Source organism: uncultured Sneathiella sp. (assembly GCF_963973085.1).
Lineage (GTDB): Bacteria > Pseudomonadota > Alphaproteobacteria > Sneathiellales > Sneathiellaceae > Sneathiella.
Window position 1 is genome coordinate 668,086 of the sequence record NZ_CAXAXA010000002.1, and the last position, 26,580, is coordinate 694,665.

Below are 26,580 nucleotides of genomic sequence, written 5' to 3' on the forward strand. Positions count from 1 at the left end.
ATGCTTAATATTGGCCCTATTATGGCGAGGTATGTATCCTTATTCAGTCGCGTTACCTGCGTATGCCTGTTACTGCCGATACTGGCGGGCTGCCTTTATGACGACTATTTACCGCGGGTTCGGAACGCCAAGGTCATCAATGTGCCGCGCCCGGAGCCGATGGTCACCAAGGTTGCTATGCCCGCCGATTTCTCGCCCTATTATCAGGAGCTTTCATATCAGCATATCACCGTGAACAGGGGCGATACGCTCTCTGGCCTGGCAGAGCAGAACAATGTGCCGGTACAGGCTGTCATTGCGATGAACAATATGCAGAAGCCTTTCCGGATCTATCCGGGGCAGCAGCTGAAAATTCCGGCGTTTCGCAATCACTCTGTGCGTCCAGGCGAGACGCTTTACGCCATTTCCCGGGTCTATGACCTGGAAACGGCGGAGGTTGCCCATTTCAATTTTCTGACGGCGCCCTACACCCTGATACCGGGGACGAAGCTGCAAATTCCGATCAAGAACCAGGGCGAAGTACGGATCGCGTCCGCCTCCTCGACCCAATGGATCACCCCCGAAACCCCCGCCGCGCCACAGGCAGTAAAGACAGTGGTGATCAATTCGCTGCCGGAAGTCGTTGATGTGCCGAAATCGGAGACCGTTCCGGCCGTCGTGAAATCAGCACCAGATGCCGCTGCGCCCGCGCCGAAGGCTGCTGAGACCGAAGCCGGTTATCAGGTCGCAAAGCTCGATATTCCGCCGGTTCCGAAACGGCAATATTCCATCAAGACGCCGCCGAAACGGAGCGGCAAGTCGTTCAGCTGGCCGGTTAAGGGGCAGATTATTTCCGGCTTCGGCAAGAAGAAAACGGGATTCCATAATGACGGGCTGAATATCGCCGTGAAAGAGGGAACACCGATCCGCGCGGCGGAGAACGGCGTTGTGTCCTATGTCGGCAATGAAATGCGGTCGTTCGGCAACTTGCTACTGATTTCCCATGCCGACGGCTATGTAACCGCCTATGGCCATACGGATCGCGCCGTTGTCGCCAAGGGCGATGCGGTCAAGAAGGGCGACGTCATTGCCTATGCCGGATCATCGGGTAGCGTAACCGAAAGCCAGTTGCATTTCGAAATCCGTAAAAAAGGCCGTGCGATCAACCCGGTCGCGCTGCTGGACTAGGGACGGGGCCGCAGGACCGTCTGCGTCTGGGTGACCTTGCCGACAAGTTTTCCAGCCTTATTCCGTATTTCCGTCTCGATCACGATGGTCGATCCACCGACATGAAGCGGCTTTGCCGTTGCGGTGACGGTTCCTTCGCGCACGGCGCCCAGGAAATTGGTTTTCGATTCAATTGTTGAGGTTCCGCTTGCCCCCTCTGGCAAATTGGCAAAGGCCGCCGCGCCGCCCGCTGAATCGGCGAGCGCCATGATCGCTCCGCCATGCAGGATACCGGACCCGGTGCAAAGAGTTTCGGACCAGTCAAGGGTAAGGACGATTTCCTCCGGCGTCATTTTCGCGCATTTGATTCCAAGCGTCGCCGTCAGCGGCATTCTTTCGTGGATATAGGCGGTCAGGTCATTCTGGGACATGTTTTTTCTCCGCTCGTTCGTGAATACCGTAAGTCTATCTGTTGCCGTAGCGAAGACAATTACCCCGGAGGTAATAACGGTGCGTCGATCACCTCGCCTCAAGCAGCCAGGCGGTCTCCTCTGCCGGTATCCGGTCTTTAAATCCGCCTTGCAACTCAGAGCGTTCCAGCAGGGTTATATCATAACATTCCTGATAATGCCGGGTGACTTCCAGTCCCTCTATGGAGAAAGGCGGACCGCTCATCAGCGTCTGGTCATATTCGAAGCAGAGCAGAAGCTGCGGTGCGGTGCCTGTGATGCGGGCAAGATGCTGCGTGTAAGGGCCACGCATATCGGCCGGCAGGGCGACGAGGGCAGCGCGGTCATAAATGCCGTCGATACGGCCGAGCATATCGGCGGTAAGGTCGAAAATATCGCCAACGAAAATATCGATATTTTTCGCGTGAAAATGTTGGAGCGGGCCGACGTCATAAATATCGGGCGTCAATCCCAGATCGTCAAAGAGCTGGGTGATCGCCGCCTCGCTCAGTTCCGAGCCGGCAACCCGGAAACCTTGAGATAACAGCCATCCGATATCCAGAGTCTTGCCACAGAGCGGCAGGAAGACACGCTGTCCCTCGGTCAGCGAGAGCTTGTCGAAATGGCGCTCCAGCAGCGCGTTGGGCTTGCTTTGGTGGAAGCCGATTTCATTTTTTGTCCATTTGTCGTGCCAGAAATCCGGTTCCAAAAGACGTCTCCTTTAATATTACCAAAGTTATCGTTCAGCTAATGGCCGTGCCTGTACGTCCCGCAACATCCTGGATATATTGCCAGGCGACGCGGCCCGAGCGGGACCCGCGGGTCCGTGTCCATTCAATGGCTTCGGGAACGAATTCCTCTTCGCTGAGGGGGATGTTGAAATGCTTGAGATAACGGCGAATCATCTCCAGATATTCATCCTGCGAGCAGCTATGGAAGCCGAGCCAGAGCCCGAACCGGTCTGAGAGGGACACTTTTTCCTCAATCGCTTCGGACGGCATGATGGCGGTGGAGCGTTCATTCTCGATCATGTCCCGGCGCATCATGTGGCGGCGGTTGGAGGTGGCGTAGAAAAGGACATTGTCCGGACGTCCTTCCAGCCCGCCATCAAGCACGGTCTTGAGCGATTTATAGGTGGAATCGTCACTGTCGAAGGAGAGATCGTCACAGAAAATAATGCAGCGGCGTTCTGTTGTCTGCAATTGCTGCATCAGGATCGGCAGGGACGGGATATCTTCCCGATGAATTTCGATCAGCACCAGCGGAGAGTCCATGTCGCTGTTTACCTGAGCATGACAGGCCTTCACAAGGGAGCTTTTCCCCATACCGCGAGCGCCCCACAAAAGCGCGTTGTTGGCCGGTAAGCCCTTGGCAAAGCGGAGGGTATTCTCATAGAGGATGTCCCGCACGCGGTCGATCCCGTGCAGGATGGACATATCGACATGGTTGACCTTCGGGATCGGGCGAAGCCAGTTGCTCTCGGCTTCCCAGACAAACGCATCGCCGCTATTGATATCGGAGGTCGCCTTTTCCGGCGGTGTCATGCGCTCAAGGCTGTCGGCAATGCGTTGTAGCTGCGCGAGAATTTGTTCGTTACTCATTTTCACCAATTGAAATCTGACGGGGCACACCCCAGTTTACGGGACAGGCAACATAAATGCCACCATACGGCGGAATGTTCAAGCGTCCGGTAAAGTCAGATACAGGGATGGGCCTTCATTTGTTCGCAGAATCAGGATTGCGGCTTGCATTGCGGGGCAGGAACAATATAAAAGTCGTTCAGGAAATTCACGGAGGCGGCGCCGGTTCGCGGCCTCTTCGTCACGATTTGTACCAAAGGACCGATTACAATGGACCAAGGACTAACCCAACTTCTGCCGCTGGTGTTGATCGGCGTCGTGTTTTACTTTCTTCTTATTCGCCCGCAACAGAAACGCGCCAAGCAGCATCGTGCAATGATTGATGCCGTGCGCCGTGGCGACAATGTCGTGACCGCCGGTGGTATCATGGGCAAGGTAACGAAAGTTCGCGATGATGGCGTTGTCCAGATCGAGGTTGCGCCGGATGTCCGTATCGATGTGGTGAAATCGACCCTGACCGATGTCAAGGCCAAGGGTGAGCCCGTTGCGGCATCCCCTGCGGAAGAGACAAAGACAGAAGGGGACAAGCCCGAGGGCGGCAACCCGGTCTCCAAGTTTTTCAAAAAATAACGGCCCTGCCTTATGAACCGCTTCCCGATGTGGAAGATTATCGTTGTCGTGATCGTTTGCGCCTTCGGGATAATCTACACACTCCCTAATTTCGTCAGCAAGTCCGCCTTGAGCGGACTTCCCGGCTGGATGCCGACGAAGCAGCTTAACCTTGGTCTTGACCTCCAAGGCGGCTCTCATCTCCTGCTACAGGTCGATGCTGGCGCCGTGAAGACCAAGATGATGGATAGCCTGGTGGACGGCGTGCGTGACAGCCTGCGTCAGGAGGGCGATAACGTCGGATATCGTGACCTTGGTCATGACGGGACAGCGGTCTCCTTCACTTTACGCGATCCGGCGGAGGAGGAGAAGGCACGTGAGCGGCTTTCCAGCCTTTCCAACATCATGGCGAATGGGCAGCGCGACGTAGTGATCGAGGTGGAAGACGGTGGGCGCGTGACCCTGACCCCGAGCGAGCAGGCCGTTCTTCAACGCCTCGTGGCCGCCGTGGAGCAATCGATAGAGATTGTCCGCCGCCGTGTGGACGAGACCGGCGTCAACGAGCCGACGATCCAGCGGCAGGGAACGGACCGAATTCTGGTGCAGCTTCCCGGTGTTGACGATCCGGACCGGATCAAGCGGCTGCTGGGCGAGACGGCGCAGTTGACATTCCATCTGGTTGACCTGACAGCGGATGTAGGCGCGGTGGGACGGGTTCCGCCGGGGTCCAAGCGGCTGCCGGCGCTTGAGGAAAACGGGCGGAACTATATCATCAAAAGCCGGGTCATGGTGTCCGGCGAGAATCTTGAGGATGCGCAAGCCACCTTCCAGGATGGTCAGCCGGTTGTCTCCATCCGCTTTGACGGGCTGGGCGCGAAACAGTTCGGTCGCGCGACCAGCGATAATGTCGGGAAACCCTTTGCGATTGTCCTCGATGACAAGGTGGTCAGCGCGCCGCGGATCAACGAGCCTATTCTGGGCGGTTCTGCTGTCATCAGTGGCGGCTTTGATGTGGCCGGCGCCCAGGACCTCGCGCTGCTCTTGCGGGCGGGCGCCTTGCCGGCGCCGCTGGATATCCTCGAAGAGCGCTCCGTCGGGCCGGATCTTGGTGCCGACAGCATAGCTGCCGGAAAGGTTGCCGGAATTATTGGCATCATTGCGGTTGCGGTCTTCATGATTGCCAGTTACGGCCTGTTCGGACTAATCGCTAATGTGGCGCTGGCCATGAATATCTTCCTGATCATGGCGGTTCTCTCGGTTCTCGGCGCGACGCTAACCCTTCCCGGTATCGCCGGTATTGTGCTCACGATCGGTATGGCCGTGGATGCGAATGTCCTGATTTTCGAGCGTATCCGTGAAGAAGTCCGGGTCGGAAAATCGCCCCTGAACGCGGTGGAATCCGGTTTTGCCCGCGCCTTTACGACAATTATCGACGCGAATGTGACGACCGGCATCGCCGCCGTCATTCTTTTCGTCATGGGCTCCGGTCCGGTCAAGGGTTTTGCGGTGACGCTGCTGATCGGGATTATAGGTTCCATGTTTACGGCGATCATGCTCTCGCGCATGCTGATATCCTTCTGGATGCAGCGCAAGCGCCCGAAGACACTTGAGATTTAGGGGTACCGGAAACATGTATAAACTCAAGCTGGTCCCGGATAATACCAATATCCCTTTCCTGAAATTCAGGATGCTGGCCTTTGTTCTCTCCGGATTGCTGATCTTGGGATCGGCGATCATGTTCTTCTCTGTCGGCCTCAACAAGGGAATCGACTTCGAGGGCGGCATCCTGATCGAGATCGGCACGGAGACACCGCCGGATCTTGGCGACATGCGTTCCTCTCTCGGTGGCCTCGACCTCGGTCAGATTGCCCTGCAGACCTTCGGCAGCGAGACGGATATCCTGATTAGGGTACAACGGCAGGAAGGGGACGCCTCTGCGCAGGAGGAGGCAGTGAATGTCATCAAGCAGCAGCTTGCCTCGGATTACGGGGACAGCATTTCCTATCGCCGGGTTGAGTTTGTCGGCCCGACGGTGTCCGAGGAACTGGTGATAGCGGCGACGGAAGCAGTGATCGTCGCGGTTTTGGCGATGCTGGTGTATATCTGGCTCCGCTTTGAATGGCATTACTCTGTGGGGGCCGTGGTTGCGCTGGTGCATGACGTTGTGCTGACCATCGGCATGTTTTCGGTCACGGGGATTGAGTTCAACCTTGCCTCCGTTGCGGCGATTTTGACGATTGTCGGCTATTCCATCAATGATACGGTGGTCGTCTATGACCGGATTCGCGAGAATTTCCGGCGCTACAAGAAGCTGACGGTGGAAGATCTCATCAATCTCTCGATCAACGAGACATTGACGCGGACGACGATGACCTCGTTGACAACTTTACTCGCCCTTGTCGCGCTCTACATATTCGGGGGAGAGGTCATTCGTGGCTTTGCGACAGCCATGATCTTCGGTGTCGTCGTCGGGACCTATTCGTCCATTTTTGTCGCCGCACCGGTTCTCCTGCATATCGGTCTTACTCATCAGAAAGAGGAAGAGGACGGATTTCAGGGCGCCGAAAGAACCGATGATAACGCCGAAGAAAAAAGCTGACACATTAACGTCCGCTTGAGGAGACGGCATGCAGGATATTTCCGGCCTTCCGAAGGAAGGGCAGCAACTCATCAACAGTTATGGGGATGAAGGCTTCCGCGTGAGCGGTGTGCGTTACGACGGCTCGGTCCTCGTCATGCCGGAGGAAACCCGGCCCTGGCCGATAAGGGATATTGACCAGCTTACGCTGGAGAGCCTGTCGGACCTCTTGGCGGCAAGCGAGGATATCGAAATATTGCTGATCGGATGCGGCACATCCATGGCCTTTATTGAGGATGATATCCGCACGTCCTTGCGGGAAAAGGGGATCGTCATTGACGCCATGGGAACGGGCGCCGCCGTCCGGACCTATAATGTCCTGCTTCTGGAACGCCGTCGGGTCGCTGCCGCGCTGATCGCAGTTTAACCATCCTTATATATTAGAGACTTTACATTTGCCGCGTGCCGGTCTTATGATTCCTTTCAGTTAGTATCTTTGGGAAGGGGACAAGATTATGGCGGCAATATTATCAAGCCTCAGAAACACGGTTATCGCGGGTGTTGTTCTAACCATCATCATGGCGGCGATTGTCAGTGCGGTGACAGGTGGCGGATTCGATATGGGTGGACATGCCTATGGCGCCTTCATCATGCGCTGGCTGCATGTCTTGAGCGGCGTGATGTGGGTAGGGCTGCTGTATTATTTCAACTTTGTGCAGATCCCGAACATGCCGAACATTCCCGATGAGCAGAAACCGGCGATCGGCAAGGTGATTGCGCCGGCCGCATTGTGGTGGTTCCGCTGGGCAGCGATGGCGACAATCGTGACTGGGTTGCTGTTGGCGTGGATGAACGGGTATCTGGTTGATGCGCTTACTCTCGGCGCGGCGGATGGTTTTGCGGTCGATAAGAGCGTTGCCATCGGGATCGGCATGTGGCTTGGCATTATCATGTGGTTCAATGTCTGGTTCGTGATCTGGCCCAACCAGAAGAAGGCCCTCGGGATTGTCGAGGCGGATGCGGGCACAAAGGCCGCCTCGGCGCGAACCGCGATGCTGTTCTCCAGAACCAACACATTGCTATCGATCCCGATGCTGTATGCGATGGTGTCGGCGCAGAACCTGTTTTAGCGGCGGCCCAAGAAAAAAGGCGCTTCCTGCGGGAAGCGCCTTTGTTTCGAGAAGCTGTCGTTTATGCCTTGGCGAGGTTTTCGTTCGCGAAATCCCAGTTCACCAGGCTGTCCAGAAATGTTTCGATATATTTTGGACGGGCATTCTGATAATCGAGATAGTAGGCATGCTCCCAGACATCCATGGTCAGGAGCGGCGTTGCGCCACCCGTTAGCGGGCATTCCGCATTCGGCGTTTTCGTGACCTTCAACTTGCCGCCATTGAGGACCAGCCAGGCCCAGCCGCTGCCGAACTGGGTAGCCCCGGCGGTTTTAAACTCTTCGACAAATTTATCGTAGGAGCCGAAATCTTCATCGATTTTTGCGGCGATTGCGCCGGATGGCTTGCCGCCTCCACCAGGCTTCATTGAATGCCAGTAGAAGGTATGGTTCCAGACCTGGGCGGCGTTGTTGAAGACACCGGCCTTGGAAGAATCTCCGGCCGTGTCCTTCATGATCTCCTCAAGCGAGCGGGAATCACCGTCAGCCAGCAGGTTATTCAGGTTTGTCACATAGGCGTTGTGATGTTTCCCGTAATGAAAATCCAAAGTGTTTGCGGAAATATGCGGTGCCAGAGCGTCTTTTGCATAAGGAAGGGGGGGAAGTTCAAAAGCCATGATTATCCTCTTACCGTTTTTAGTGGTCAAATCGTTGTTCATTATGCGGTGAAAATTCAAGCCCCTGACAGGGGAAAGAACTCGCTATATGTTGTCCCTACAGATATATACCAATTTAAGCAGTCTTCCAGTTTTTTATAATGATTCTATTTAAAAGATGACGACATCTCTGAGCGAAACGGACCAGAACAGCTATTTATCCGGCGAAGTAAAGCGGTATGATTACGACCGTTGGCTGGCTACGCTTTATGCGCCTCCGTCTGCCCGGCAAGGGATCTTCACGCTGCTAGCTTTCCATGCGGAAATTGCCCGTGTTCGCGAAACCGTGTCGGAGCCACTCCTGGGCGATATCCGGCTGCAATGGTGGCGGGATGCCGTAAACGCGATCGCAGATCAGGGGAAACCGCCTGTCCATCCAGTTGCTGAAGCATTGGCCGAGATCATTCCGGCATATAATCTCGATCCGGTAATGCTACTTCGGATGATTGATGTCCGGGCACTGGATCTTGATCCGCTACCTTTCGAGACAACCGGGGAGTTACTCGACTATGCGGATCAGACGGGCGGCCTTCTCAACAGTCTCGTTTTCCGGATTTCAGGGGGTACGGAAAAAGATGGGGAGGACGCGGCGCGCGCCGTTGGCAAAGCTTATGCCCTTACCGGCATTATCCGGGCCATTCCCTATCATGTGGCGCAGGATATTTTGCGCGTTCCCGACGAGATGATCCGGGCGCAAGGTCTCACAGCGGACAGCCTTTTCAGCTCGGAGAACCGGCCGGCGTTCTTCAGGATCGTCGAGGAATTGACTGCAAAAGCGAGGCATGAACAGGAGACAGCGAACAGACTTATTGCAAACCGGCCAAAGTCTGAAAAGCCGGCGTTTCGGCTCGCGTCGCTGACATCGCTTTATCTCGCCCGGCTTCATGCAGCGGGCTATGATCCTGCGCATCGGAAAATGGATGTCGGAGCGGTTCGGAAAATTGTTGTGTTGTCGCTTGGCCGGTAACGGTGCTGCGGGTTACATGCCGCCCAGGCGCCAGGTCTGCGACTGCATGAAATTCCGGGCAAGAAACTGATAGGTCAGCTTCAATAGACGTTCGACTTCCGGGCCTTCCTCGATAATCACGCCATCCCAATTATTGACCATGTCCCGCCAGACCATGAAGCGCTGATGCAGGTCATCGCGGGTTCGCCTTACGGTATCGACTGTTGGCTGGAAGTTTTTCAGGATGACCATAACTTCACAGGTCTGCCCGTCAATCTCTGCAAACGTCCGGTCAAATTTCTTGATGACCGGATCGATCAGGATTTGCATCCGGTTCAGTTCCTCGGATGTCGAGCGGTCCCGTCGATAGAGTGAGGCAAGCCGCTGAAGGTTAGTGCTGATCTTCTTGATGCCTGCATAATAGTCTCGCAGAGCCTCGATATAAGCGAGTTCGCGGATGATGTCATCAATTTTGGCGACGACGTCTTCGCGCTTGATTCCAAGCTTTTCGGCGATTTCACGAAAGGCTTGTTGGACATTTTCCTTGGTTGCCGGATCGTTGGAGATTGACTCCAGCTCCTCGATATTGAGAACGATTTCCTCGTCCCCGCTCATCCAGGAGACGAGCTGCACCGTAATACGACCGCGAGCGATTTCCTTGTGGGAGTCACTGATCGACCAGGAGGCAGAGCCATCGAGAAGTTCCCGGGGAATGGAATCATTGGGACGGATTTCATTGACGAACTTGAGTGCGCTGCCAATCGTTGATAGTAGCTGCGCGTCGGAGCTGTCTTTCTCGATACCAAACTCGCCACACAGGGTTTTCGTCGGGATCGCCCCCTTCATCTCACCGAGATTGACGTAATAGCAGGGCTCCCGTGTGTCATGGGTCAGGCGGAAATAGCTGCCCGCGACCTTGAATATCTTGTGATCAAAGGCAAAGAAAACACTCGGATCGCGCTTTTCGTCTGCTGAATCCGCTACCGCATTTCGGGTTTCCATCTGATCTGCCTGCAAGTTACTCATACCTTGATCCGGTTTTAGTACCTGGTGCTAATTTGACTGCCGACTTAGACTTGTTGACAACAGCAATAATTTCCAGTCCGTGAGTATAGAAGGATATTCTATACAAAAGGTTACTAAAAAGAGCGAATTGCATGACGGGAAGGGCCCCGGGATCCGGGATCCGGATGCGGGCTTTATTCAGCGGCGGCGGATTGGGATATCCAGTCCGAAAAATCCTTTGCCGCGCGTCCCGTATAGGCCTGTTTGCGGTCTTTCTTGCGAATTTTGCCTTCCGGCGGCGGAAACAGGCCGAAGTTGACATTCATAGGCTGGAAGGTTTTGGCATCTGCGCCCCCGGTGATATGGCTGAGGATAGCGCCCATGGCGGTCGTGACGGGAGGCAGGATGAATTGCTCGCCGGAAATGTCTGCCGCCGCCAGCCGCCCTGCGATCAGGCCGATGGCCGTGCTTTCGACATAGCCCTCGACGCCGGTGATCTGCCCGGCAAAGCGGATATGTGGGTGATTTTTGAGTCGGAGCAGCCCGTCGAGGACTTCCGGGCTGTTGATGAAGGTATTGCGGTGCAGACCGCCAAGGCGGGCAAACTCCGCCTTCTCAAGCCCCGGGATGGTCTGGAAAATACGCTTCTGCTCGCCATAGGTGAGCTTGGTCTGGAAACCGACCATGTTGTAGAGCGTGCCGAGCTTGTTATCCTGTCGCAGCTGGACGACGGCGTAGGGTTTCTCGTCAGAATTAGGATTGGTAAGGCCGACCGGTTTCATCGGTCCAAAGCGCAGCGTTTCCGGCCCGCGCTCCGCCATGACCTCAATCGGTAGGCAGCCATCGAAATAGGGGGTATTCTTCTCCCATTCCTTGAATTCTGTCTTGCCGCCCTCATTGAGCGCTTGAATAAAATCGCGGTACTCTGTCTCGGTCATCGGGCAGTTGATGTAATCCGATCCGTCGCCCTTGTCATAGCGCGACTGGAACCAGGCGATATCGAAATCGATACTGTCCTTATAGACGATGGGGGCAATCGCATCGAAAAAGGCGAGAGCATCGGCCCCGGTCGCGGCATGGACCTTTTCGGCCAGCGCGCCGGAGGTGAGGGGCCCGGTTGCGATAATCACCTGTCCCCAGTCTGCGGGCGGCAGGTCGGTGATTTCCTCCCGTGCGATGGTGATCAGGGGATGCGCCTCGATTTTTTCCTGAATATAGGCGGAGAAACCGTCCCGGTCGACGGCAAGCGCGCCGCCCGCCGGGACCCGGTTGATATCGGCGCTCTCCATGATGAGCGACCCCATATCCCGCATTTCCCGATGCAAAAGGCCGACGGCGTTATTCTCCGCATCGTCCGAACGGAAGGAGTTAGAGCAAACGAGTTCCGCCAGCCCGTCGGTGAGATGCGCGTCGGTGCCGCGCACCGGGCGCATTTCATGGAGGATGACCGGAATACCCTTTGATGCGACCTGCCAGCTTGCCTCGCTCCCGGCGAGGCCACCACCAACGATATGAACCGGTTTCTGTTCTGCGGTCATGGGATCACGCGGCTTTCGTCTTCTTTGGCTTTTTCGCCCTAGCTTCCGCCTGCTTGACGGCGGGGCGCTTGGCGAGGATATCCTTGAGATACTGCCCCGTATAGCTTTCCGCCACCTTGGCGACATCTTCTGGAGTGCCTTCCGCCACCAGATAACCACCGGCGTCACCGCCATCGGGACCCATATCGATCACCCAGTCGGCGGTTTTGATAACCTCAAGATTATGCTCGATCACGAGGATGCTGTTCCCGGCATCGACAAGCGCCTGCAGCACTTCCATCAATTTCCGTACATCCTCGAAATGCAGGCCGGTGGTCGGCTCGTCGAGGATATAGAGCGTGCGGCCCGTCGCCCGGCGGGACAGTTCCTTCGCGAGCTTGACGCGCTGGGCTTCGCCGCCCGAAAGCGTCGTCGCCTGCTGGCCGACGTGAATATAGCCAAGGCCGACCTGCTGCAAAGTCTCGAATTTTTCGCGGACGTTCGGCACGGCCTTGAAGAAGATCGCCGCATCATCTACGGTCATGTTGAGCACGTCCGAGATCGACTTGTCCTTGAACTTGATCTCCAGCGTCTCGCGGTTGTAACGATCGCCCTTGCAGACATCGCATTGTACATAGACATCCGGCAGGAAATGCATCTCGATCTTGATCACCCCGTCGCCCTTGCAGGCCTCGCAACGCCCGCCCTTCACATTGAAAGAAAACCGCCCGGACTTATAGCCGCGCGCCTTGGCTTCGGGCAGGCCCGCAAACCATTCGCGGATCGGCGTAAAGGCTCCGGTATAGGTCGCCGGGTTTGAACGCGGCGTCCGCCCGATAGGGGACTGGTCAATATCGACAATCTTGTCGAGCCACTCGATCCCCTCGATCCGGTCATGCGGGCCGGGGTGGTTGCGGTTGTTGTTGAGCTTCTTGGCGATGGCCTTGTACAGCGTCTCGATAATCAGCGATGACTTGCCGCCGCCGGAAACCCCGGTCACGCAGGTAAAAGTGCCGAGCGGAATGCTGACATTCACGCGTTTCAAGTTGTTATGCCGTGCGCCAATGATATGGATCTGGCGGGATTCCTGAATACGACGACGCTGCTTAGGCAAAGGCACTTCCATCTCTCCGGACAGATATTTGCCGGTAATGCTTTCAGGCGCCTTCATGATATCTTCAGGGGTGCCTTGCGCAATCAGGCGGCCGCCATGACGACCGGCGCGCGGGCCCATATCGACCACATGATCAGCGGTCATAATTGCTTCCTCATCATGCTCGACGACGATGACGGAATTGCCTTGATCGCGCAGGTTGATGAGGGTTTTCAGCAGCCGGGCATTGTCGCGCTGATGCAACCCGATGGAGGGTTCGTCAAGCACATAGAGCACGCCGGTCAGGCCGGAGCCGATCTGGCTGGCCAGCCGGATACGCTGGCTCTCGCCGCCGGAAAGTGTCCCTGAGCCGCGCGACAGCGTAAGGTATTCGAGCCCGACATCGACGAGAAAGCCAAGCCGTTCGTTTATTTCTTTCAGTACCCGTTCGGCAATCGAGTTGTTTTTTTCTGACAGGACGCCGGAAAGTTCCTCGAACCATTTGCGGGCGTCGAGGATGGATTTGCTAACCACTTCGCCGATATGCAGGTTGTTAATCCGGATGGCGAGGCTTTCTTCTTTCAGCCGGTGCCCGCCACATTTGGAACAGTTGGTCTTGTCCTGGTATTTCTCCAGATCCTCCCGCACCCAGCTGCTATCGGTCTCGCGCCAGCGCCGCTCGATATTCGGGATCACGCCTTCAAACGGCTTGTTTGTCTTGTAGGTGCGAAGCCCGTCATCGAAGGTAATCTGGATTTTTGTCTCTCCGGTGCCAAAGAGAATTGCCTTCTGCGCTTCTTCGCTAATTTCTTCCCACGGCTCCGTGGTGGTAAAACCGTAATGTTTGGCGAGCGCTTCCAGTGTCTGCATGTAATAGGGCGCCGGCGTCTGGGAGCGGGACCAGGGGGCAATGGCCCCTTCGCGCAAGGTGAGCGTGACGTCGGGCACGATCTGGTCGGGATCGAAATACATTTCCGTGCCCAAGCCACCGCATGCCGTACAGGCGCCATAGGGGTTGTTGAAGGAGAAGATGCGCGGTTCGATCTCCTCAATCGTGAAGCCGGAAACCGGGCAGGCGAACTTGGAGGAGAACATCGTTCGCTCCTTGCTGTCCGCATCCTCGACGGCAAAGAGGCCGTCGGCAAGATCAAGCGCTGTTTCAATCGAATCAGCGAGCCGACCCTGGATATCCGCATTCAACACAACCCGGTCAACGACCACATCGATATGATGCTTGATTTGCTTGTCGAGTTCCGGAGTCTCTTCGATATCGTAAATCTCGCCATCGATCTTGACCCGCTGGAAGCCGCGCTTGCGTAAATCGAGAAATTCCTTGCGGTACTCGCCCTTTCGGCCGCGCACGATGGGGGCCAGAAGGTAAAGCCGTTTGCCCTCGCCCATAGCCAGGACCTGATCGACCATCTGGCTCACCGTCTGGCTGGTGATCGGCAGACCCGTCGCCGGGGAATAGGGCACGCCAATACGGGCATAGAGCAGGCGCAGATAGTCGTATATCTCCGTGACCGTGCCGACCGTCGAGCGGGGGTTTTTCGATGTTGTCTTCTGTTCGATCGAGATGGCCGGACTGAGGCCGTCGATATGGTCGACATCCGGTTTTTGCATCATTTCCAGGAACTGCCGCGCATAGGCCGACAGGCTCTCGACATAGCGGCGCTGCCCCTCTGCATAGATGGTATCGAAGGCGAGGGACGACTTGCCCGATCCGGACAGCCCGGTGATCACCACCAGTTCGTCGCGGGGGATGTCGATATTGACGTTTTGCAAGTTATGTTCGCGGGCGCCGCGGATGCTGAGAATTTTCTGCATTCGGATAATATACCTGACGTAAGCTTGAATCTGAGCCGGAATTTATAAGGTAACGGGTCAAATTACCACCCATAATGATAAATTATGTTTTCATTTTGTTCACGGTTCACAAAAGCACGGAATTCCTCTGGCCAGAGGCGGCTTTGCACGTTATTGTCTGGCCAGAAATTTTTAGGGCAATACAGAATCGAAAGCGGAAAACACTATGGCGGGCAGCGTTAATAAAGTCATTCTTGTTGGTAACCTGGGTGCGGACCCTGAAGTTCGCTATATGAATAACGGCAAACCGGTCTGCAACCTGCGCGTGGCGACGAGCGAATCCTGGCGCGACCGGGATAGCGGCGAACGCAAGGAGCGCACGGAATGGCACCGCGTTGTGATTTTCAGCGAGGGGCTGTGCAAGATTGCCGAGCAATATCTCAAGAAGGGCTCGAAAATCTATCTCGAAGGCCAGATTCAGACCCGCCAGTATGAACAGGACGGCATCACCAAATATTCGACCGAAATTGTTTTGCAGGGCTTCAATTCGACACTAACCATGCTTGATAGCGCTGGTGGCCAGGGTGGCGGTGGCAGCTATGGCAGCGGACAAGGCGGGGGGGGTGAATATGGCGGCGGCGGAGCTTCCGGCGGTAACGACCGCAGCTATGGCGGTCCGGCCGGTAGCGGCATGGGCGGTGATTTTGATGATGACATCCCGTTCTGATCGCTGCATGAGAGGAACGATGTGAAAGAAGGCTGTCCGTCGCGGGCGGCCTTTTTTATGGGATGGGGGAGAACCCGGAGAACAGGGGGAGGCGAACATGGCGATAGACCATATTTCCGTTGCGGTGAAGGACCTGAAGCGAAGCGGGGCGTTCTATGACGTTGTTCTCGGACTGCTTGGCATGACACGGATTGCGGACCGTCCCACGGCCATCGGCTATGGCAAGAAATTCCCGGAATTCTGGATAAATGTACGCCCGGATATGACACCGGTCGCCGCCGATACCGGCTGTCACATTGCCCTTCGTGCCCGAAGTGAGGAACTGGTAACCGCCTGTTACGACGCGGCTCTTAACAATGGCGGCGCGGATGCCGGGGAGCCGGGAATGCGCCCGGCGGCACTCACTACCTATTTCGGGGCCTTCTTCACGGACCCGGACGGCAACAAGGTCGAGATTCTGACCTTCCCGCAGCCTGCATAAACGGAAAAGGGGAACATGGCGCTTTTGCTCGGCATTGATACCGGCGGAACCTATACCGACGCGGTGCTTCTGGATGAGGACGACGGGATCATCGCCAGCGCCAAATCCCTGACGACGCGGCAGGATTTTTCCATCGGTATCGGCAAGTCCGTTTCGCGCGTAATAGAGGACGCGAAGGCGCAACCGGCGGATATCGGGCTTGTTTCCCTCTCCACCACATTGGCGACCAATGCGCTGGTGGAGGGGCAGGGCGGGCGTATCTGTCTGGTGTTGATCGGCTTCGATGATGACGCGCTCAACCGAAACGGATTGCGCGACGCGCTGAAGGGTGATCCCGTTATTTTTCTGGACGGTGGCCATAACGGCCAGGGGGAGGCGCTGTGTCCGCTGGCAGAAGACAAGCTGGCGGCGGAGTTGGACGCGCTTGGAGGGTCTGTATCGACCTTTGCCATAGCCGGACTGTTTGCCATCCGAAACCCGGAGCATGAACTGCGGGCACGGGACATTATTCTCGAGCATTCCGCCAACAGCGTGACCTGCAGTCATGAGCTGTCGAGCAAGCTTGACGGTCCGCGCCGGGCGCTGACCTCCGTCCTCAACACGCGGCTGATCAATTTGATCCACCACCTGATTTCCTCCAGTGAGGTTCTCTTTAAGGAGATGGGTATCATGGCGCCGTTGATGGTGGTGCAGGGGGATGGCGCACTGATCGCGGCGGAGGTGGCCAAGATCAAGCCGATTGAGACGATATTATCCGGACCGGCGGCCAGCCTTGTCGGGGCCGCTTACCTTAGCGGCGAGCAAAACGCCATCGTTTCCGATATTGGCGGCACGACGACGGATGTCGCCATTCTCAAAGACGGCAGTCCGCGCCTTGATCCCGACGGCGCAACGGTCGGCGGATGGCGGACGATGGTGGAAGCCGTCGCGATATACACTGTCGGCCTTGGCGGGGATAGCGAGGTTTCTGCCGTCAAGACCGGCATGGAGCTGGAACTAGCGCTAGGACCGCGGCGCCTGGTGCCGGTCAGCCTGCTGGCGACAGATTATCCGGAGCTTGTGCATGGAACGCTGGATTCGCAGTTGGGACGAGACCGGCAACAGGAAAGTTACGGCCGGTTCGCGCTTGCAGTCGGGCGAAAAAGTGCGCATCTGGAAACACTCAGTGAGATGGAGCGGCAGCTTCTTGAGGCCCTGCGGGAGAGGCCGCAACCGCTTGAAAAACTTCTCCTGCGCCGCCGCCAGCATAACGCGTTAGAGCGATTGGTATCGTCCGGTCTTGTGATGATCTCCGGGCTGACGCCGTCCGATGCGGCGCATATCCTAGGCCTTCACAACACCTGGGACAGGGACGCTGCGGAAAAAGCGGCGATATTATTTACGCGAAACCGCGATGTCCGGGGGCATGCGATTGCCGCCTCCGCGCCGGATCTCGCCCATCTGATCATGGAGACGGTGGTCAGGAGATCGAGTGAGACGCTGCTGGAGGCCGCGCTGGCAAAAGACCCGCTGCCGGGCCGGAATGCCGAGATGCTACTGAAGGCCGCAACGTTATCGGATCATCATCCCTATGTGAATATGGACATTGCCTTGCGCTTGCCGGTAATCGGGCTCGGCGCATCAGCGCATCTTTATTACCCGGAGGTCGCGAAGAAGCTCGGTACGACAGCCGTTATCCCTGATTTCGCCGGGGTGGCGAACGCGGTCGGCGCGGTGGTGGGGCAAGTCCGCCTGACGGTAAGCGCCAGTATTTCCCCGACCGAGAATGATGGCTTCCGGCTTTTCCATATGGGAGATCCGCTGGATTTTCGGACTTTGGCGGAAGCGGTCCTTGAGGCAGAGAAATTATTGACTGCGGATGCCCGGCAGCAGGCCTTGGAGGCAGGTGCCGGGGATGTGCGCACGCGGTTTGAACGCCATGATAATGTCGCCCATATCGCCGGGCAGGAAGTCTTCGTAGAGAGCCTGATGCAGGTCGTGGCCTTCGGGCGTCCGCGGATTGCGCGCTAACCCCCCTGAAGCGGCAGGGCGGTGGTGAATTTTATCTCCTCCATCGCGAAATTCGAGCTGACATCGGAAAGATCAATCCGCTGGATCAGGCGGTGATAGAAGCGGTCATAGGCGGCAACATCCGGCACCACGACTTTCAGCAGATAATCGATGTCCCCGCTCATCCGGTAAAACTCCATTATTTCCGGGAAGTTATCGACGGTTTCGGCAAATTTTTTTAGCCACTCCACGTCATGGCGGCTGGTCTTTATGGCGACAAAGACGGTAACCGGTAGATCGAGTTTTTTGCGATCAAGCAGGCTGACCTGTGCGCGGATGACGCCGGTTTCCTCCAGTGACTTGATCCGCCGCCAGCAGGCCGTGCGGGAACAGCCGACCTCAGCGGCGAGATCGGCGACAGCGATTGAGCTGTCCTGTTGGAGCTGGGCCAAAATTTTGAGATCAATGTTGTCCATGAAATTTCAGTCCGTATATTTTTTAATAATGAAACATATGTTTCACATTTTTGCTCAAATACGTCAAGAAAGGATAAATATTTCCGATAATTCCGGTAATATGTTTTTCAAGAGTAAGGCATAAAGCGTAACTGGAAGAAAACGGAGAAAGCCAATGACAATTACAAATCTATTTACTGATCATCCCGCCTCCGTGAATGAGAGCTATGTCGAGCATATGGAAATGTCGGGCACATTTGCGTTCTGGCTTCTGGTCGCGGGCTTTTGCGCCCTGGTGCATGCGGTGTTCCCATTCCTTTTTGAGAAAACCGGCAGCCGGATTATCACCGGATTACACGGTCGGATGGTCACGAACCGCATCCGGAATTCCGCTGCCGTTGCAGCCCCAATTTCTCGCGTCCATCAGGCCCTGGACAGTGCTGCTCTCTAGGCCGCTATTTTCCCGCTAAAAGGGGCGTTTTCCGGCCCGCTAAAGGTTGCACGCCCCCCTGATATCCTGTAGAACAAGGCAACCCTTCCGATGGCCGCCATCGGAAGGGGAGTTTATCTTTTTTTATATGCCGGAATGATATCCGGCATACCCAAGTTTCTTCAGGAATTCTGCCTTGAATGATGTAACCATACCGCCCTCTGACGATCATATCGTTCCGATCACTATTGAAGACGAAATGCGCAAGTCGTACCTCGACTATGCCATGAGCGTGATTGTCTCGCGGGCGCTTCCCGATGCCCGCGACGGCCTCAAGCCGGTTCATCGCCGTATTATCTATGCCATGTATGAAAACGGCTATACGTCGGACAAGGCGTTTCGCAAATCCGCCCGTGTGGTCGGTGACGTGATGGGTCGTTACCATCCCCATGGCGACAGTGCGATTTACGATGCCATGGTCCGTCTTGCGCAGGATTTCTCCATGAGTCTGAAACTCGTGGAAGGGCAGGGGAACTTTGGCTCCATGGATGGCGACAAGGCGGCCGCCATGCGATACACAGAAGCCCGCCTGCAGAAGGCCGCCGAAAGCCTGATCGATGATATCGACAAAGAAACCGTTGATTTCGTCAATAACTATGATGACAGCGAGCGGGAACCCTCGGTCCTGCCGGCGCGCTATCCCAACCTTCTCGTCAATGGCGCAGGCGGTATTGCCGTCGGCATGGCGACGAATATCCCGCCGCATAACCTTGGTGAAGTGGTTGACGGTGCCTTGGCGCTGCTCGAAAAACCGGAAATGTCGGTGGAAGAGCTGGTCGATTTTATTCCGGGACCGGATTTTCCGACGGGCGGCACCATTCTTGGCCGCAGCGGGTCCATCAGCGGCCTGACGACAGGGCGCGGCTCGGTGATTATGCGGGCGAAGGTCGATATCGAGGAAATCCGTAAAGACCGTCAGGCCCTGATCGTGACGGAAGTCCCTTATCAGGTGAACAAGGCGCGGCTGGTTGAGCAGATTGCCGACCTTGTACGAGCGAAGAAGGTCGAGGGGATCGGCGATCTCCGCGATGAATCAGATCGTCATGGCGTTCGTGTCGTGATCGAGATCAAGCGCGATGCCATGCCGGAAGTGGTGCTGAACCAGCTGTTCCGCTTTACCTCCCTGCAGACATCTTTCGGTGTGAACATGCTAGCGCTCAATCGTGGCAAGCCGGAACTTCTCAATGTGCGGGAACTTTTGGAGGCCTTCCTTGATTTCCGCGAGGAAGTCATCTCCCGCCGGACGAAATTCCTGCTCGGCAAGGCGCGGGAACGGGCCCATGTCTTGATCGGCCTGGCGATTGCAGTTGCCAATATCGACGAGGTGATCAAGCTGATCCGCGCGGCCCCTGACCCTGCGACGGCACGCGCCGAACTGATGGGCAAAGACTGGCCCGCAAGCTCTGTCGAGGCCCTGATCCGGCTCGTTGACGATCCGGAATATACGATCAATGAAGATGGCTCCTATCGCCTGTCAGAAGCCCAGGCCCGTGCCATTCTCGATCTGCGTCTGCAACGGCTGACGGCGCTCGGACAGAATGAAATCGGCGATGAGCTTAAGGATCTGGGCGCAAAAATTCTCGATTATCTCGATATCCTGTCGAGCCGCCCGCGCCTGATTGGCATCATCCGTGATGAACTGCTTGAAATGAAGGAAAAATACGCGGTTCCGCGGCGCACCCAGATCGAGGAAAGCGAGTTTGAGCATGACATCGAGGACCTGATCCAGCGCGAGGATATGGTTCTGACGGTCAGCCATAAAGGCTATATCAAGCGGGTGCCGCTCTCCACCTACAAGCCGCAGCGACGCGGAGGCAAGGGCCGGGCCGGGATGCAGACCCGCGATGAGGATTTCGTAACGCAGGTCTTCGTTGTGAACACCCATACGCCGGTTCTGTTCTTCTCGTCCTTCGGTCGGGTTTACAAATTGAAGGTTTACCGCCTGCCAGTTGGTTCGCCGCAAAGTCTGGGCAAGGCAATGATCAATCTCCTGCCGCTGGAGGAAGGCGAAGTGATCTACACCCTGATGCCACTTCCGGAGGAAGAGGAGACCTGGTCCGAGCTGGAAGTGATGTTCTCCACTGCAAAGGGGAACGTCCGGCGGAACCTGCTGAGCGACTTCTCCAATGTGAAATCGAACGGCAAGATCGCCATGAAGCTGGATGATGATGACCAGCTGATTGGTGTGAAGATTTGCACGGAGGAATCCGATGTGCTGCTGGTCGCGAAGGGCGGCAAATGCATCCGCTTCCGCGCGACGGATGTTCGACTGTTCAAGGGACGGGATTCCAGCGGTGTCCGCGGCATGAAGCTTGGCAAGGGCGATAGCGTTATCGGTATGTCGATCCTCAACCATGTGGAAGTCGATACAGAGATGCGGGATGCTTATTTGAAAACCCGCCGGTCCGTCGATGATAACGGAACCGTCACGGAATATGCAGAGGGCATCACGCCGGAGCTGTATGACGAGCTGAACGAACAGGAGGAAGTCCTGCTGGCGATTACCGTCAACGGCTATGGCAAGCGGACAAATGCCTATGAATATCGGGTCACCAATCGCGGCGGTCAGGGGATTATCAATATTGAAACCTCCAGCCGCAATGGTGAGGTGATCGCGACCTTCCCGATCACGGATGATGAGCAGATCATGCTGGTCACCAATGGTGGCAAACTGATCCGGACGCCGGTGACGGATATCCGGATTGCCGGGCGGAATACGCAGGGTGTGACCCTGTTCAAAACCGCGAAAGATGAACAGGTTGTCTCCGTCACGGCGCTCGCTGAGGAAAAATCCGATGATGAGGACGCGGAAGGCGACGAACTTGCCGGAGACGGCGAAAACGGCTAAGACGGCAAGTCTAATTTATCAAGCTAACATATAGAAGTAGCGAGAGAAGAAAGGGACTATTCATGGTGAAGAATCGCGTAGGGCTTTATCCGGGAACATTTGATCCGATCACGGTTGGGCATTATGACATTATCCGGCGGGCCTCCAAGCTTGTTGATACGCTGGTAATCGGTGTCGCCATGAATCCGGGCAAGAACCCCCTGTTCACGGTTGAAGAGCGGGTGGAGATGGTTGCGAAAATGACCGAGGAATTCCCCGGTACCAATTTCGAGGTGAAACCGTTCAATAACCTGCTCATGCATTTTGCCGAGCAGGTGGGCGCTGCCATCATCATTCGCGGATTACGCGCTGTATCCGACTTTGAATATGAATTCCAGATGGTTGGCATGAACCGGCGGCTGAATGCGGAAATAGAGACCGTTTTTTTGATGGCGTCCGACCAGCATCAGTTTATAGCCTCCAGCCTGGTGAAAGAAATTGCGTTGCTGAACGGCGATATTACGAAGTTCGTGTCGGCGACGACGGCGGAGAAAATTACCGAGCGTGTGAAGCTTATTAAGAACAACACGACTGACTAACACTTAATGTCCGGGCAGGATCCGGACCCGACAGGAGCGATTTATGTCCCGTGATTTAGAAAACACCCTCTACCTGGAACTCAAAGACGGTCGCGTCACGATTGAAATGCGCCCGGATCTTGCGCCAAATCATGTCGCCCGGATCAAGGAACTGGCGCGTGAAGGCTTTTATGACGGCATTGTTTTCCACCGGGTGATCGATGGCTTTATGGCCCAGACGGGCTGCCCTCAGGGGACAGGAACCGGAGGGTCGGGCAAGAACCTGACAGCAGAATTCTCAGGGGAGCCGCATCTGGAAGGGACCTGCTCCATGGCCCGCGCCGGTCATCCGGATAGCGCTGACAGCCAGTTCTTCATCATGTTCGAACGCTCCCCGCATCTCGACAGCCAGTATTCGATCTGGGGACAGGTTGTTGATGGCATGGAGCATGTGCATACCATCAAGAAGGGCAGCGCGATGAATAATGGCTCCGTCACGGATCCGGACAAGATCGTCAGCCTTAAGGTTGCCGCAGACGTCGACTAGCATTTTACATATTTTTGGGCGCGAACGGCTTGGATCCCCAAGTCGTTCGTTTGCGTTTTAGATTATGAAAGTTGACGCATTCGATTTCACCCTGCCGCCGGAATTGATCGCCGATCGCCCCGCGGTTCCACGGGAGGCGGCGAAGCTTCTCCTTGTCGGCGAACAACTTGGTGACTATACGGTCGCCGACTTGCCGGGCCTGTTGCGTGAAGGGGACTTGCTTGTCTTCAATGACACGAAAGTCATTCCAGCCCGATTGCGCGGCATGCGGCGGAGCGCAAAGATCGAGGTGACGCTTCACAAGAATGTCTCGGCGGACAGCTGGCATGCGTTTGCGAAGCCAGCGAAAAAGTTAAAGCCGAGTGATATCATACGCTTCTCCGATGATTTTACAGCATTGGTTACGGAAAAATTCGACGGCGGGGAGGTTGCGCTGTCCTTCTCCGCCTCCGGCCCGGAGCTTATGGAAAAGCTGATGACATACGGGGAGATACCGCTGCCACCCTATATCAGCAGCCTGCGTGCCGTCGATGAACAGGACCGCCGCGATTACCAGACTATCTTCGCGAAAGACGAGGGCGCGGTGGCGGCGCCAACAGCAGGCCTGCATTTCACCGAAGACCTGTTGGAGCAGTTCCGGTCGCGGGGCATCGGAATGGTGACGACCACCCTCCATGTCGGGGCGGGAACCTTTCTGCCGGTCAAGGTTGCAGACACCAAGGATCACCGCATGCATGCGGAAGTCGGTATCCTGACGCAGGCAACGGCCGATGCGATAAACGAGACCCGGGTGCAGGGCGGACGGATTGTCTGTGTCGGCACCACCAGTTTGCGTCTACTGGAAAGCGCGGCGGATGCGTCGGGTAAAATCCATCCTTTCAACGGCGAGACGGATATCTTCATCACACCGGGATATAAATTTAAGGCGGTCGATCTGCTGATTACGAATTTTCATCTGCCGAAATCGACGCTTTTCATGCTGGTCTCTGCCTTTTCAGGTCTGGAGAAGATGAAGGCCGCCTATACCCATGCGATAGCGGAAAAATATCGCTTCTATTCCTATGGCGACTGTTCGCTGCTATACCCGAAGCCATGACAGCTCCATTTGAATTCAGTATCTCGGCGACCGACGGCGCGGCGCGGCGCGGGACGCTCAAAACCGCCCATGGCGACATTCGCACGCCCGCTTTCATGCCCGTCGGCACCGCCGCGACGGTGAAAGGCATGACGCCCGAGGCGGTGCGGGAAACGGGGGCGGATATCCTGCTCGGCAACACCTATCATCTGATGTTGCGGCCGGGATCGGAACGGGTGAAGAAACTTGGTGGATTGCACAAGTTTATGAACTGGGAGCGGCCGATCCTGACCGACAGTGGTGGCTTTCAGGTAATGTCGCTGAACGAGCTACGCAAGATCGACGAGAACGGGGTGATCTTCAAGTCCCATATCGACGGCAAGCGGTTCGAACTGACACCGGAACGCTCGATGCAGATCCAGAATGACCTCGATGCCACTATCACCATGGCGTTCGATGAATGCACGCCCTATCCGGCGACGGAGGAGGTGGCGGCAAGCTCCATGCGCCGGTCTATGCGCTGGGCGGCGCGGTCCCGAGAGGCTTATGAGACGCGGGACGGATATGGCCTGTTCGGAATTGTCCAGGGATCAACCTATGAAGATTTGCGGCTAGAGTCCGTCGCGGCCCTCACTGGCATTGGCTTTGAAGGCTATGCAGTCGGCGGTCTTGCGGTGGGCGAAGGACAGGCGGAAATGTTTCGAACGCTGGAATTTACCACACCGGCTTTGCCGCAGGACAAACCACGTTACCTCATGGGGGTTGGCAAGCCTGATGATCTGGTCGGCGGGGTCATGCGGGGTATCGATATGTTTGACTGTGTGCTACCGACCCGCTCGGGGCGCAATGCACAGGCCTTTACCCGCTTCGGTACCGTGAATATCCGCAACGCCCGCCATGCGGAGGATCCGCGCCCATTGGATGAGCGATGTGGCTGCCCCGCCTGCCGAAACTACTCCCGGGGTTATCTCCATCACCTGTTCAAGGCCAAGGAGATGCTGGGTTCCATGCTTCTGACATGGCATAACCTGCATTATTATCAGGAGCTCATGGCGGCGATGCGCGATGCCATTGAAAACGGACGTCTCGCGGATTTCGCGCTTGATTTCTATGCCGTACAGGAAAAAGGCGATATCGCGCCTGTCTGACTTCTGGTTTAGGAAATAGGGGTAACCGAAGCCATTTTTGCCGTCGAGGGGAGGGGGTGGAAATGGCAAAAACAGCTTCGATCAACCTTGGACAGTTTTATCATCAGCCCAATAGTCTTAAGATTACGTTAATTTTTTAGTGTTCCGGCAAATTGAGGACACCATCGTTTTATCTGCATGAATTTTATGCAGGTTGAGGGTGCTTCTCGGGCTTTCCGACGCCGGCTTTCCGGCGGATCGCAAAGGGCCTTCCGGTTTTCAGACGCGACACGGCGAATCTATGGCCCGGCTATCCACCGTCACGTCTCCGGCTTCGTGTCTTGTTTTGCAGGTACGGCAGTTTTTGTCTGAGTCTGAGGTACAAATTTGGTGCTTGAGGTTGAGGCACGCGTGGTGACGGCGGAGATTATTTTGTCAATGACATAGAAAATCAGTTCAACACTGTAGCCGGCGAGGAAAGCTATGGCGAGGGGGCTGAAATCGCTCAAGCTGGAGGAACCGATCTTGATTGTGGCGATGGCCGAGGAATGCGTCGACAGGGTGTGAAGGGTTGCCGGTGTAGTCGTGAAGAAAAAACTCGCCATAATGCCGGCGAGCGGCCCCTGTGTAATCCTGAGGCTGTAATCGATATGCGAATTCATTGAGAATGTCAGCCCCTCGATATCCTTTGGAAGTTGCCTTAGTACATAGAAAGAGGCGCCCAGCAAGCCATACAGGATCGGCAGGAAATAGGCGGATATGGCGTAAAGGACATATTGCGCGGATACATAATGGACGTGAATTTTTTCTTCAGCTGTGAGATCTGAATAATCGGGTTTTTCCCATGTTTGCGTGGTAAAGAAAAGAACGGTGCCCCACTGATGATTCCAGTTCCTGAGCTCGATAAACTCGGCTTCCCGCCATGAAATATATTCGTCAATCTGGCGATTCAATTGCTGTGTGTCAGAGGGAACGGCAGAAGTGTTTACTGAGGTAATATTGTTTAAGCGGGTAGCGGTTTCATCGGTTTCTGTCCCTGTTGTCGCTCTTTGCGGCAAATCGTCTGTTGATGCTTGCTGTGAAGTGCTTTCGGCGTTGTAGAGCTGCGTTTTTAATACAATAATGCGGTTTGACTGGTTCCGGATATCGGCAACAAGGGTATTGCCGATGGCCCAGAAGACCTGCAAGGTGATCAAGGAAAGCAGCGTTACCATCGACAGCTGTTGATAGCGGAACGCGCATTTTCTGGAAAAGGGAACATGTATCCTACCTTGCACATATCCCCATATCCCGGATTGCAGTTGCCGAAGGTCGCGGGTAGCGCGAATACTGGATACGGTAATTGGACTGAGTGAATGGGACAGGCTCTCATAGGCCTGCCAGAATTCATTGGTGATGGCCGGTGTTATCATGTTTTTGTTCAGGGCCTCTTCGGTATCGAAGATGGCGCGCGTCACATCCTCGTCTAGCGGGATGCCGCGTTCCGCTGCGGTCATTACCAGCAGATTCGCATCGGCAAGAGAGGCTTTGAGGATCGTTGCTCCAAGCCCTGTAGTTCCCTTGTCGTTAGCATCGGAGCTGCCGGTTGCGGATCGCCTGCTGAAAATGCCCATTTCTAACTCCCTTTCCTCAGTGACGCGGGAAAAGGTTGGGCTGTGATTGATATTTCGCGATTTTCCGTCAATCTCATACGAGGGGTTGCCGTCCGTTCTCCCCGCACGCTAAAAGGCG

Annotated in this window: 25 protein-coding genes; 16 read left to right on the plus strand and 9 right to left on the minus strand. The window is 55.9% G+C overall.

The genetic code is table 11. From position 1 onward, the window contains the following. Window positions 1-21: 21 nt before the first annotated feature. Window positions 22-1,167 (plus strand): LysM peptidoglycan-binding domain-containing M23 family metallopeptidase, encoded by a 1,146-nt coding sequence (locus AACZ19_RS07525; protein WP_339632563.1) that lies wholly within the window; start codon window positions 22-24, stop codon window positions 1,165-1,167. Here AACZ19_RS07525 and AACZ19_RS07530 read toward each other — a convergent pair. The 3 genes from AACZ19_RS07530 to AACZ19_RS07540 form a co-directional block, all read right to left on the minus strand. Beyond that, a complete protein-coding gene (locus AACZ19_RS07530; protein WP_339632565.1) occupies window positions 1,164-1,577 on the minus strand; it encodes a PaaI family thioesterase in 414 nt (137 codons plus the stop codon). The two genes, AACZ19_RS07525 and AACZ19_RS07530, sit on opposite strands and share 4 nt — an antisense overlap. Window positions 1,578-1,665: 88 nt before the next feature. Further along, window positions 1,666-2,304: a thiopurine S-methyltransferase gene (tmpT, locus tag AACZ19_RS07535; protein WP_339632567.1), complete on the minus strand. Its 639-nt coding sequence runs from the start codon at window positions 2,302-2,304 to the stop codon at window positions 1,666-1,668. A gap of 34 nt (window positions 2,305-2,338) precedes the next feature. Further along, on the minus strand, window positions 2,339-3,196 hold the full coding sequence (locus tag AACZ19_RS07540) for an ATP-binding protein (RefSeq protein WP_339632569.1): 858 nt from the start codon (window positions 3,194-3,196) through the stop codon (window positions 2,339-2,341). A 249-nt stretch (window positions 3,197-3,445) separates the two neighbouring features. Between AACZ19_RS07540 and yajC the strand changes: the two genes are divergently transcribed. The 5 genes from yajC to AACZ19_RS07565 all read left to right on the plus strand — a co-directional run bounded on the left by yajC (window position 3,446) and on the right by AACZ19_RS07565 (window position 7,492). Beyond that, entirely contained in the window at window positions 3,446-3,805 is a 360-nt protein-coding gene (yajC, locus tag AACZ19_RS07545) for a preprotein translocase subunit YajC (RefSeq protein ID WP_339632571.1), read from the plus strand. A gap of 12 nt (window positions 3,806-3,817) precedes the next feature. Continuing rightward, a complete protein-coding gene (gene secD, locus AACZ19_RS07550; RefSeq protein ID WP_339632573.1) occupies window positions 3,818-5,401 on the plus strand; it encodes a protein translocase subunit SecD in 1,584 nt (527 codons plus the stop codon). 13 nt (window positions 5,402-5,414) lie between these two features. Further along, window positions 5,415-6,383: a protein translocase subunit SecF gene (secF, locus tag AACZ19_RS07555; protein ID WP_339632575.1), complete on the plus strand. Its 969-nt coding sequence runs from the start codon at window positions 5,415-5,417 to the stop codon at window positions 6,381-6,383. Window positions 6,384-6,411: 28 nt separating this feature from the next. After that, window positions 6,412-6,789 (plus strand): Mth938-like domain-containing protein, encoded by a 378-nt coding sequence (locus tag AACZ19_RS07560; RefSeq protein ID WP_339632577.1) that lies wholly within the window; start codon window positions 6,412-6,414, stop codon window positions 6,787-6,789. A gap of 88 nt (window positions 6,790-6,877) precedes the next feature. Further along, window positions 6,878-7,492: a urate hydroxylase PuuD gene (locus AACZ19_RS07565; RefSeq protein ID WP_339632579.1), complete on the plus strand. Its 615-nt coding sequence runs from the start codon at window positions 6,878-6,880 to the stop codon at window positions 7,490-7,492. Between the two features lie 61 nt (window positions 7,493-7,553). Here the strand turns inward: AACZ19_RS07565 and AACZ19_RS07570 are convergent, their stop codons facing one another. Next, a complete protein-coding gene (locus tag AACZ19_RS07570) occupies window positions 7,554-8,147 on the minus strand; it encodes a superoxide dismutase (protein WP_339632581.1) in 594 nt (197 codons plus the stop codon). Between the two features lie 157 nt (window positions 8,148-8,304). Between AACZ19_RS07570 and AACZ19_RS07575 the strand changes: the two genes are divergently transcribed. Continuing rightward, window positions 8,305-9,153, plus strand: a complete 849-nt coding sequence (locus AACZ19_RS07575; RefSeq protein WP_339632583.1) for a phytoene/squalene synthase family protein — start codon at window positions 8,305-8,307, stop codon at window positions 9,151-9,153. A 12-nt stretch (window positions 9,154-9,165) separates the two neighbouring features. Here the strand turns inward: AACZ19_RS07575 and AACZ19_RS07580 are convergent, their stop codons facing one another. The 3 genes from AACZ19_RS07580 to uvrA form a co-directional block, all read right to left on the minus strand. Beyond that, the gene (locus AACZ19_RS07580; protein WP_339632584.1) at window positions 9,166-10,158 is read right to left on the minus strand and encodes a hypothetical protein; all 993 of its coding nucleotides are present in this window, start codon (window positions 10,156-10,158) and stop codon (window positions 9,166-9,168) included. Window positions 10,159-10,331: 173 nt separating this feature from the next. Then, complete coding sequence (trmFO, locus tag AACZ19_RS07585; protein ID WP_339632585.1) at window positions 10,332-11,675, minus strand: methylenetetrahydrofolate--tRNA-(uracil(54)-C(5))-methyltransferase (FADH(2)-oxidizing) TrmFO; 1,344 nt, start codon at window positions 11,673-11,675, stop codon at window positions 10,332-10,334. Between the two features lie 4 nt (window positions 11,676-11,679). Then, window positions 11,680-14,574, minus strand: coding sequence for an excinuclease ABC subunit UvrA (uvrA, locus tag AACZ19_RS07590; RefSeq protein ID WP_339632587.1), 2,895 nt, complete (start codon window positions 14,572-14,574; stop codon window positions 11,680-11,682). 205 nt (window positions 14,575-14,779) lie between these two features. Between uvrA and AACZ19_RS07595 the strand changes: the two genes are divergently transcribed. From AACZ19_RS07595 to AACZ19_RS07605, 3 genes are all read left to right on the plus strand, one after another. Then, window positions 14,780-15,280, plus strand: a complete 501-nt coding sequence (locus tag AACZ19_RS07595; protein ID WP_339632589.1) for a single-stranded DNA-binding protein — start codon at window positions 14,780-14,782, stop codon at window positions 15,278-15,280. A gap of 97 nt (window positions 15,281-15,377) precedes the next feature. Continuing rightward, window positions 15,378-15,761 (plus strand): VOC family protein, encoded by a 384-nt coding sequence (locus tag AACZ19_RS07600; protein WP_339632591.1) that lies wholly within the window; start codon window positions 15,378-15,380, stop codon window positions 15,759-15,761. 15 nt (window positions 15,762-15,776) lie between these two features. Beyond that, window positions 15,777-17,771 (plus strand): hydantoinase/oxoprolinase family protein, encoded by a 1,995-nt coding sequence (locus AACZ19_RS07605; RefSeq protein WP_339632593.1) that lies wholly within the window; start codon window positions 15,777-15,779, stop codon window positions 17,769-17,771. Here AACZ19_RS07605 and AACZ19_RS07610 read toward each other — a convergent pair. Then, window positions 17,768-18,226 (minus strand): Lrp/AsnC family transcriptional regulator, encoded by a 459-nt coding sequence (locus AACZ19_RS07610; RefSeq protein WP_339632595.1) that lies wholly within the window; start codon window positions 18,224-18,226, stop codon window positions 17,768-17,770. The genes AACZ19_RS07605 and AACZ19_RS07610 overlap by 4 nt on opposite strands. A 154-nt stretch (window positions 18,227-18,380) precedes the next feature. On the opposite strand from AACZ19_RS07610, the gene AACZ19_RS07615 reads away from it, so the two are divergent. The 6 genes from AACZ19_RS07615 to tgt all read left to right on the plus strand — a co-directional run bounded on the left by AACZ19_RS07615 (window position 18,381) and on the right by tgt (window position 24,870). After that, a complete protein-coding gene (locus tag AACZ19_RS07615; protein ID WP_339632597.1) occupies window positions 18,381-18,656 on the plus strand; it encodes a DUF6356 family protein in 276 nt (91 codons plus the stop codon). 175 nt (window positions 18,657-18,831) lie between these two features. Further along, the gene (gyrA, locus tag AACZ19_RS07620) at window positions 18,832-21,543 is read left to right on the plus strand and encodes a DNA gyrase subunit A (protein WP_339632599.1); all 2,712 of its coding nucleotides are present in this window, start codon (window positions 18,832-18,834) and stop codon (window positions 21,541-21,543) included. Between the two features lie 62 nt (window positions 21,544-21,605). Continuing rightward, window positions 21,606-22,121 (plus strand): pantetheine-phosphate adenylyltransferase, encoded by a 516-nt coding sequence (coaD, locus tag AACZ19_RS07625; protein ID WP_339632601.1) that lies wholly within the window; start codon window positions 21,606-21,608, stop codon window positions 22,119-22,121. Window positions 22,122-22,164: 43 nt separating this feature from the next. Then, window positions 22,165-22,647: a peptidylprolyl isomerase gene (locus tag AACZ19_RS07630; protein WP_339632603.1), complete on the plus strand. Its 483-nt coding sequence runs from the start codon at window positions 22,165-22,167 to the stop codon at window positions 22,645-22,647. Window positions 22,648-22,711: 64 nt separating this feature from the next. After that, the gene (gene queA, locus AACZ19_RS07635; protein ID WP_339632605.1) at window positions 22,712-23,743 is read left to right on the plus strand and encodes a tRNA preQ1(34) S-adenosylmethionine ribosyltransferase-isomerase QueA; all 1,032 of its coding nucleotides are present in this window, start codon (window positions 22,712-22,714) and stop codon (window positions 23,741-23,743) included. Next, window positions 23,740-24,870 carry a tRNA guanosine(34) transglycosylase Tgt gene (tgt, locus tag AACZ19_RS07640; RefSeq protein WP_339632607.1) on the plus strand — a complete coding sequence of 377 codons (1,131 nt, stop codon included), beginning with the start codon at window positions 23,740-23,742 and terminating at the stop codon, window positions 24,868-24,870. The genes queA and tgt overlap by 4 nt, the downstream gene beginning before the upstream one ends. Window positions 24,871-25,169: 299 nt before the next feature. On the opposite strand, the gene AACZ19_RS07645 is transcribed toward tgt, so the two are convergent. Continuing rightward, a complete protein-coding gene (locus AACZ19_RS07645; protein ID WP_339632609.1) occupies window positions 25,170-26,462 on the minus strand; it encodes a hypothetical protein in 1,293 nt (430 codons plus the stop codon). Between the last annotated feature and the right edge of the window lie 118 nt (window positions 26,463-26,580).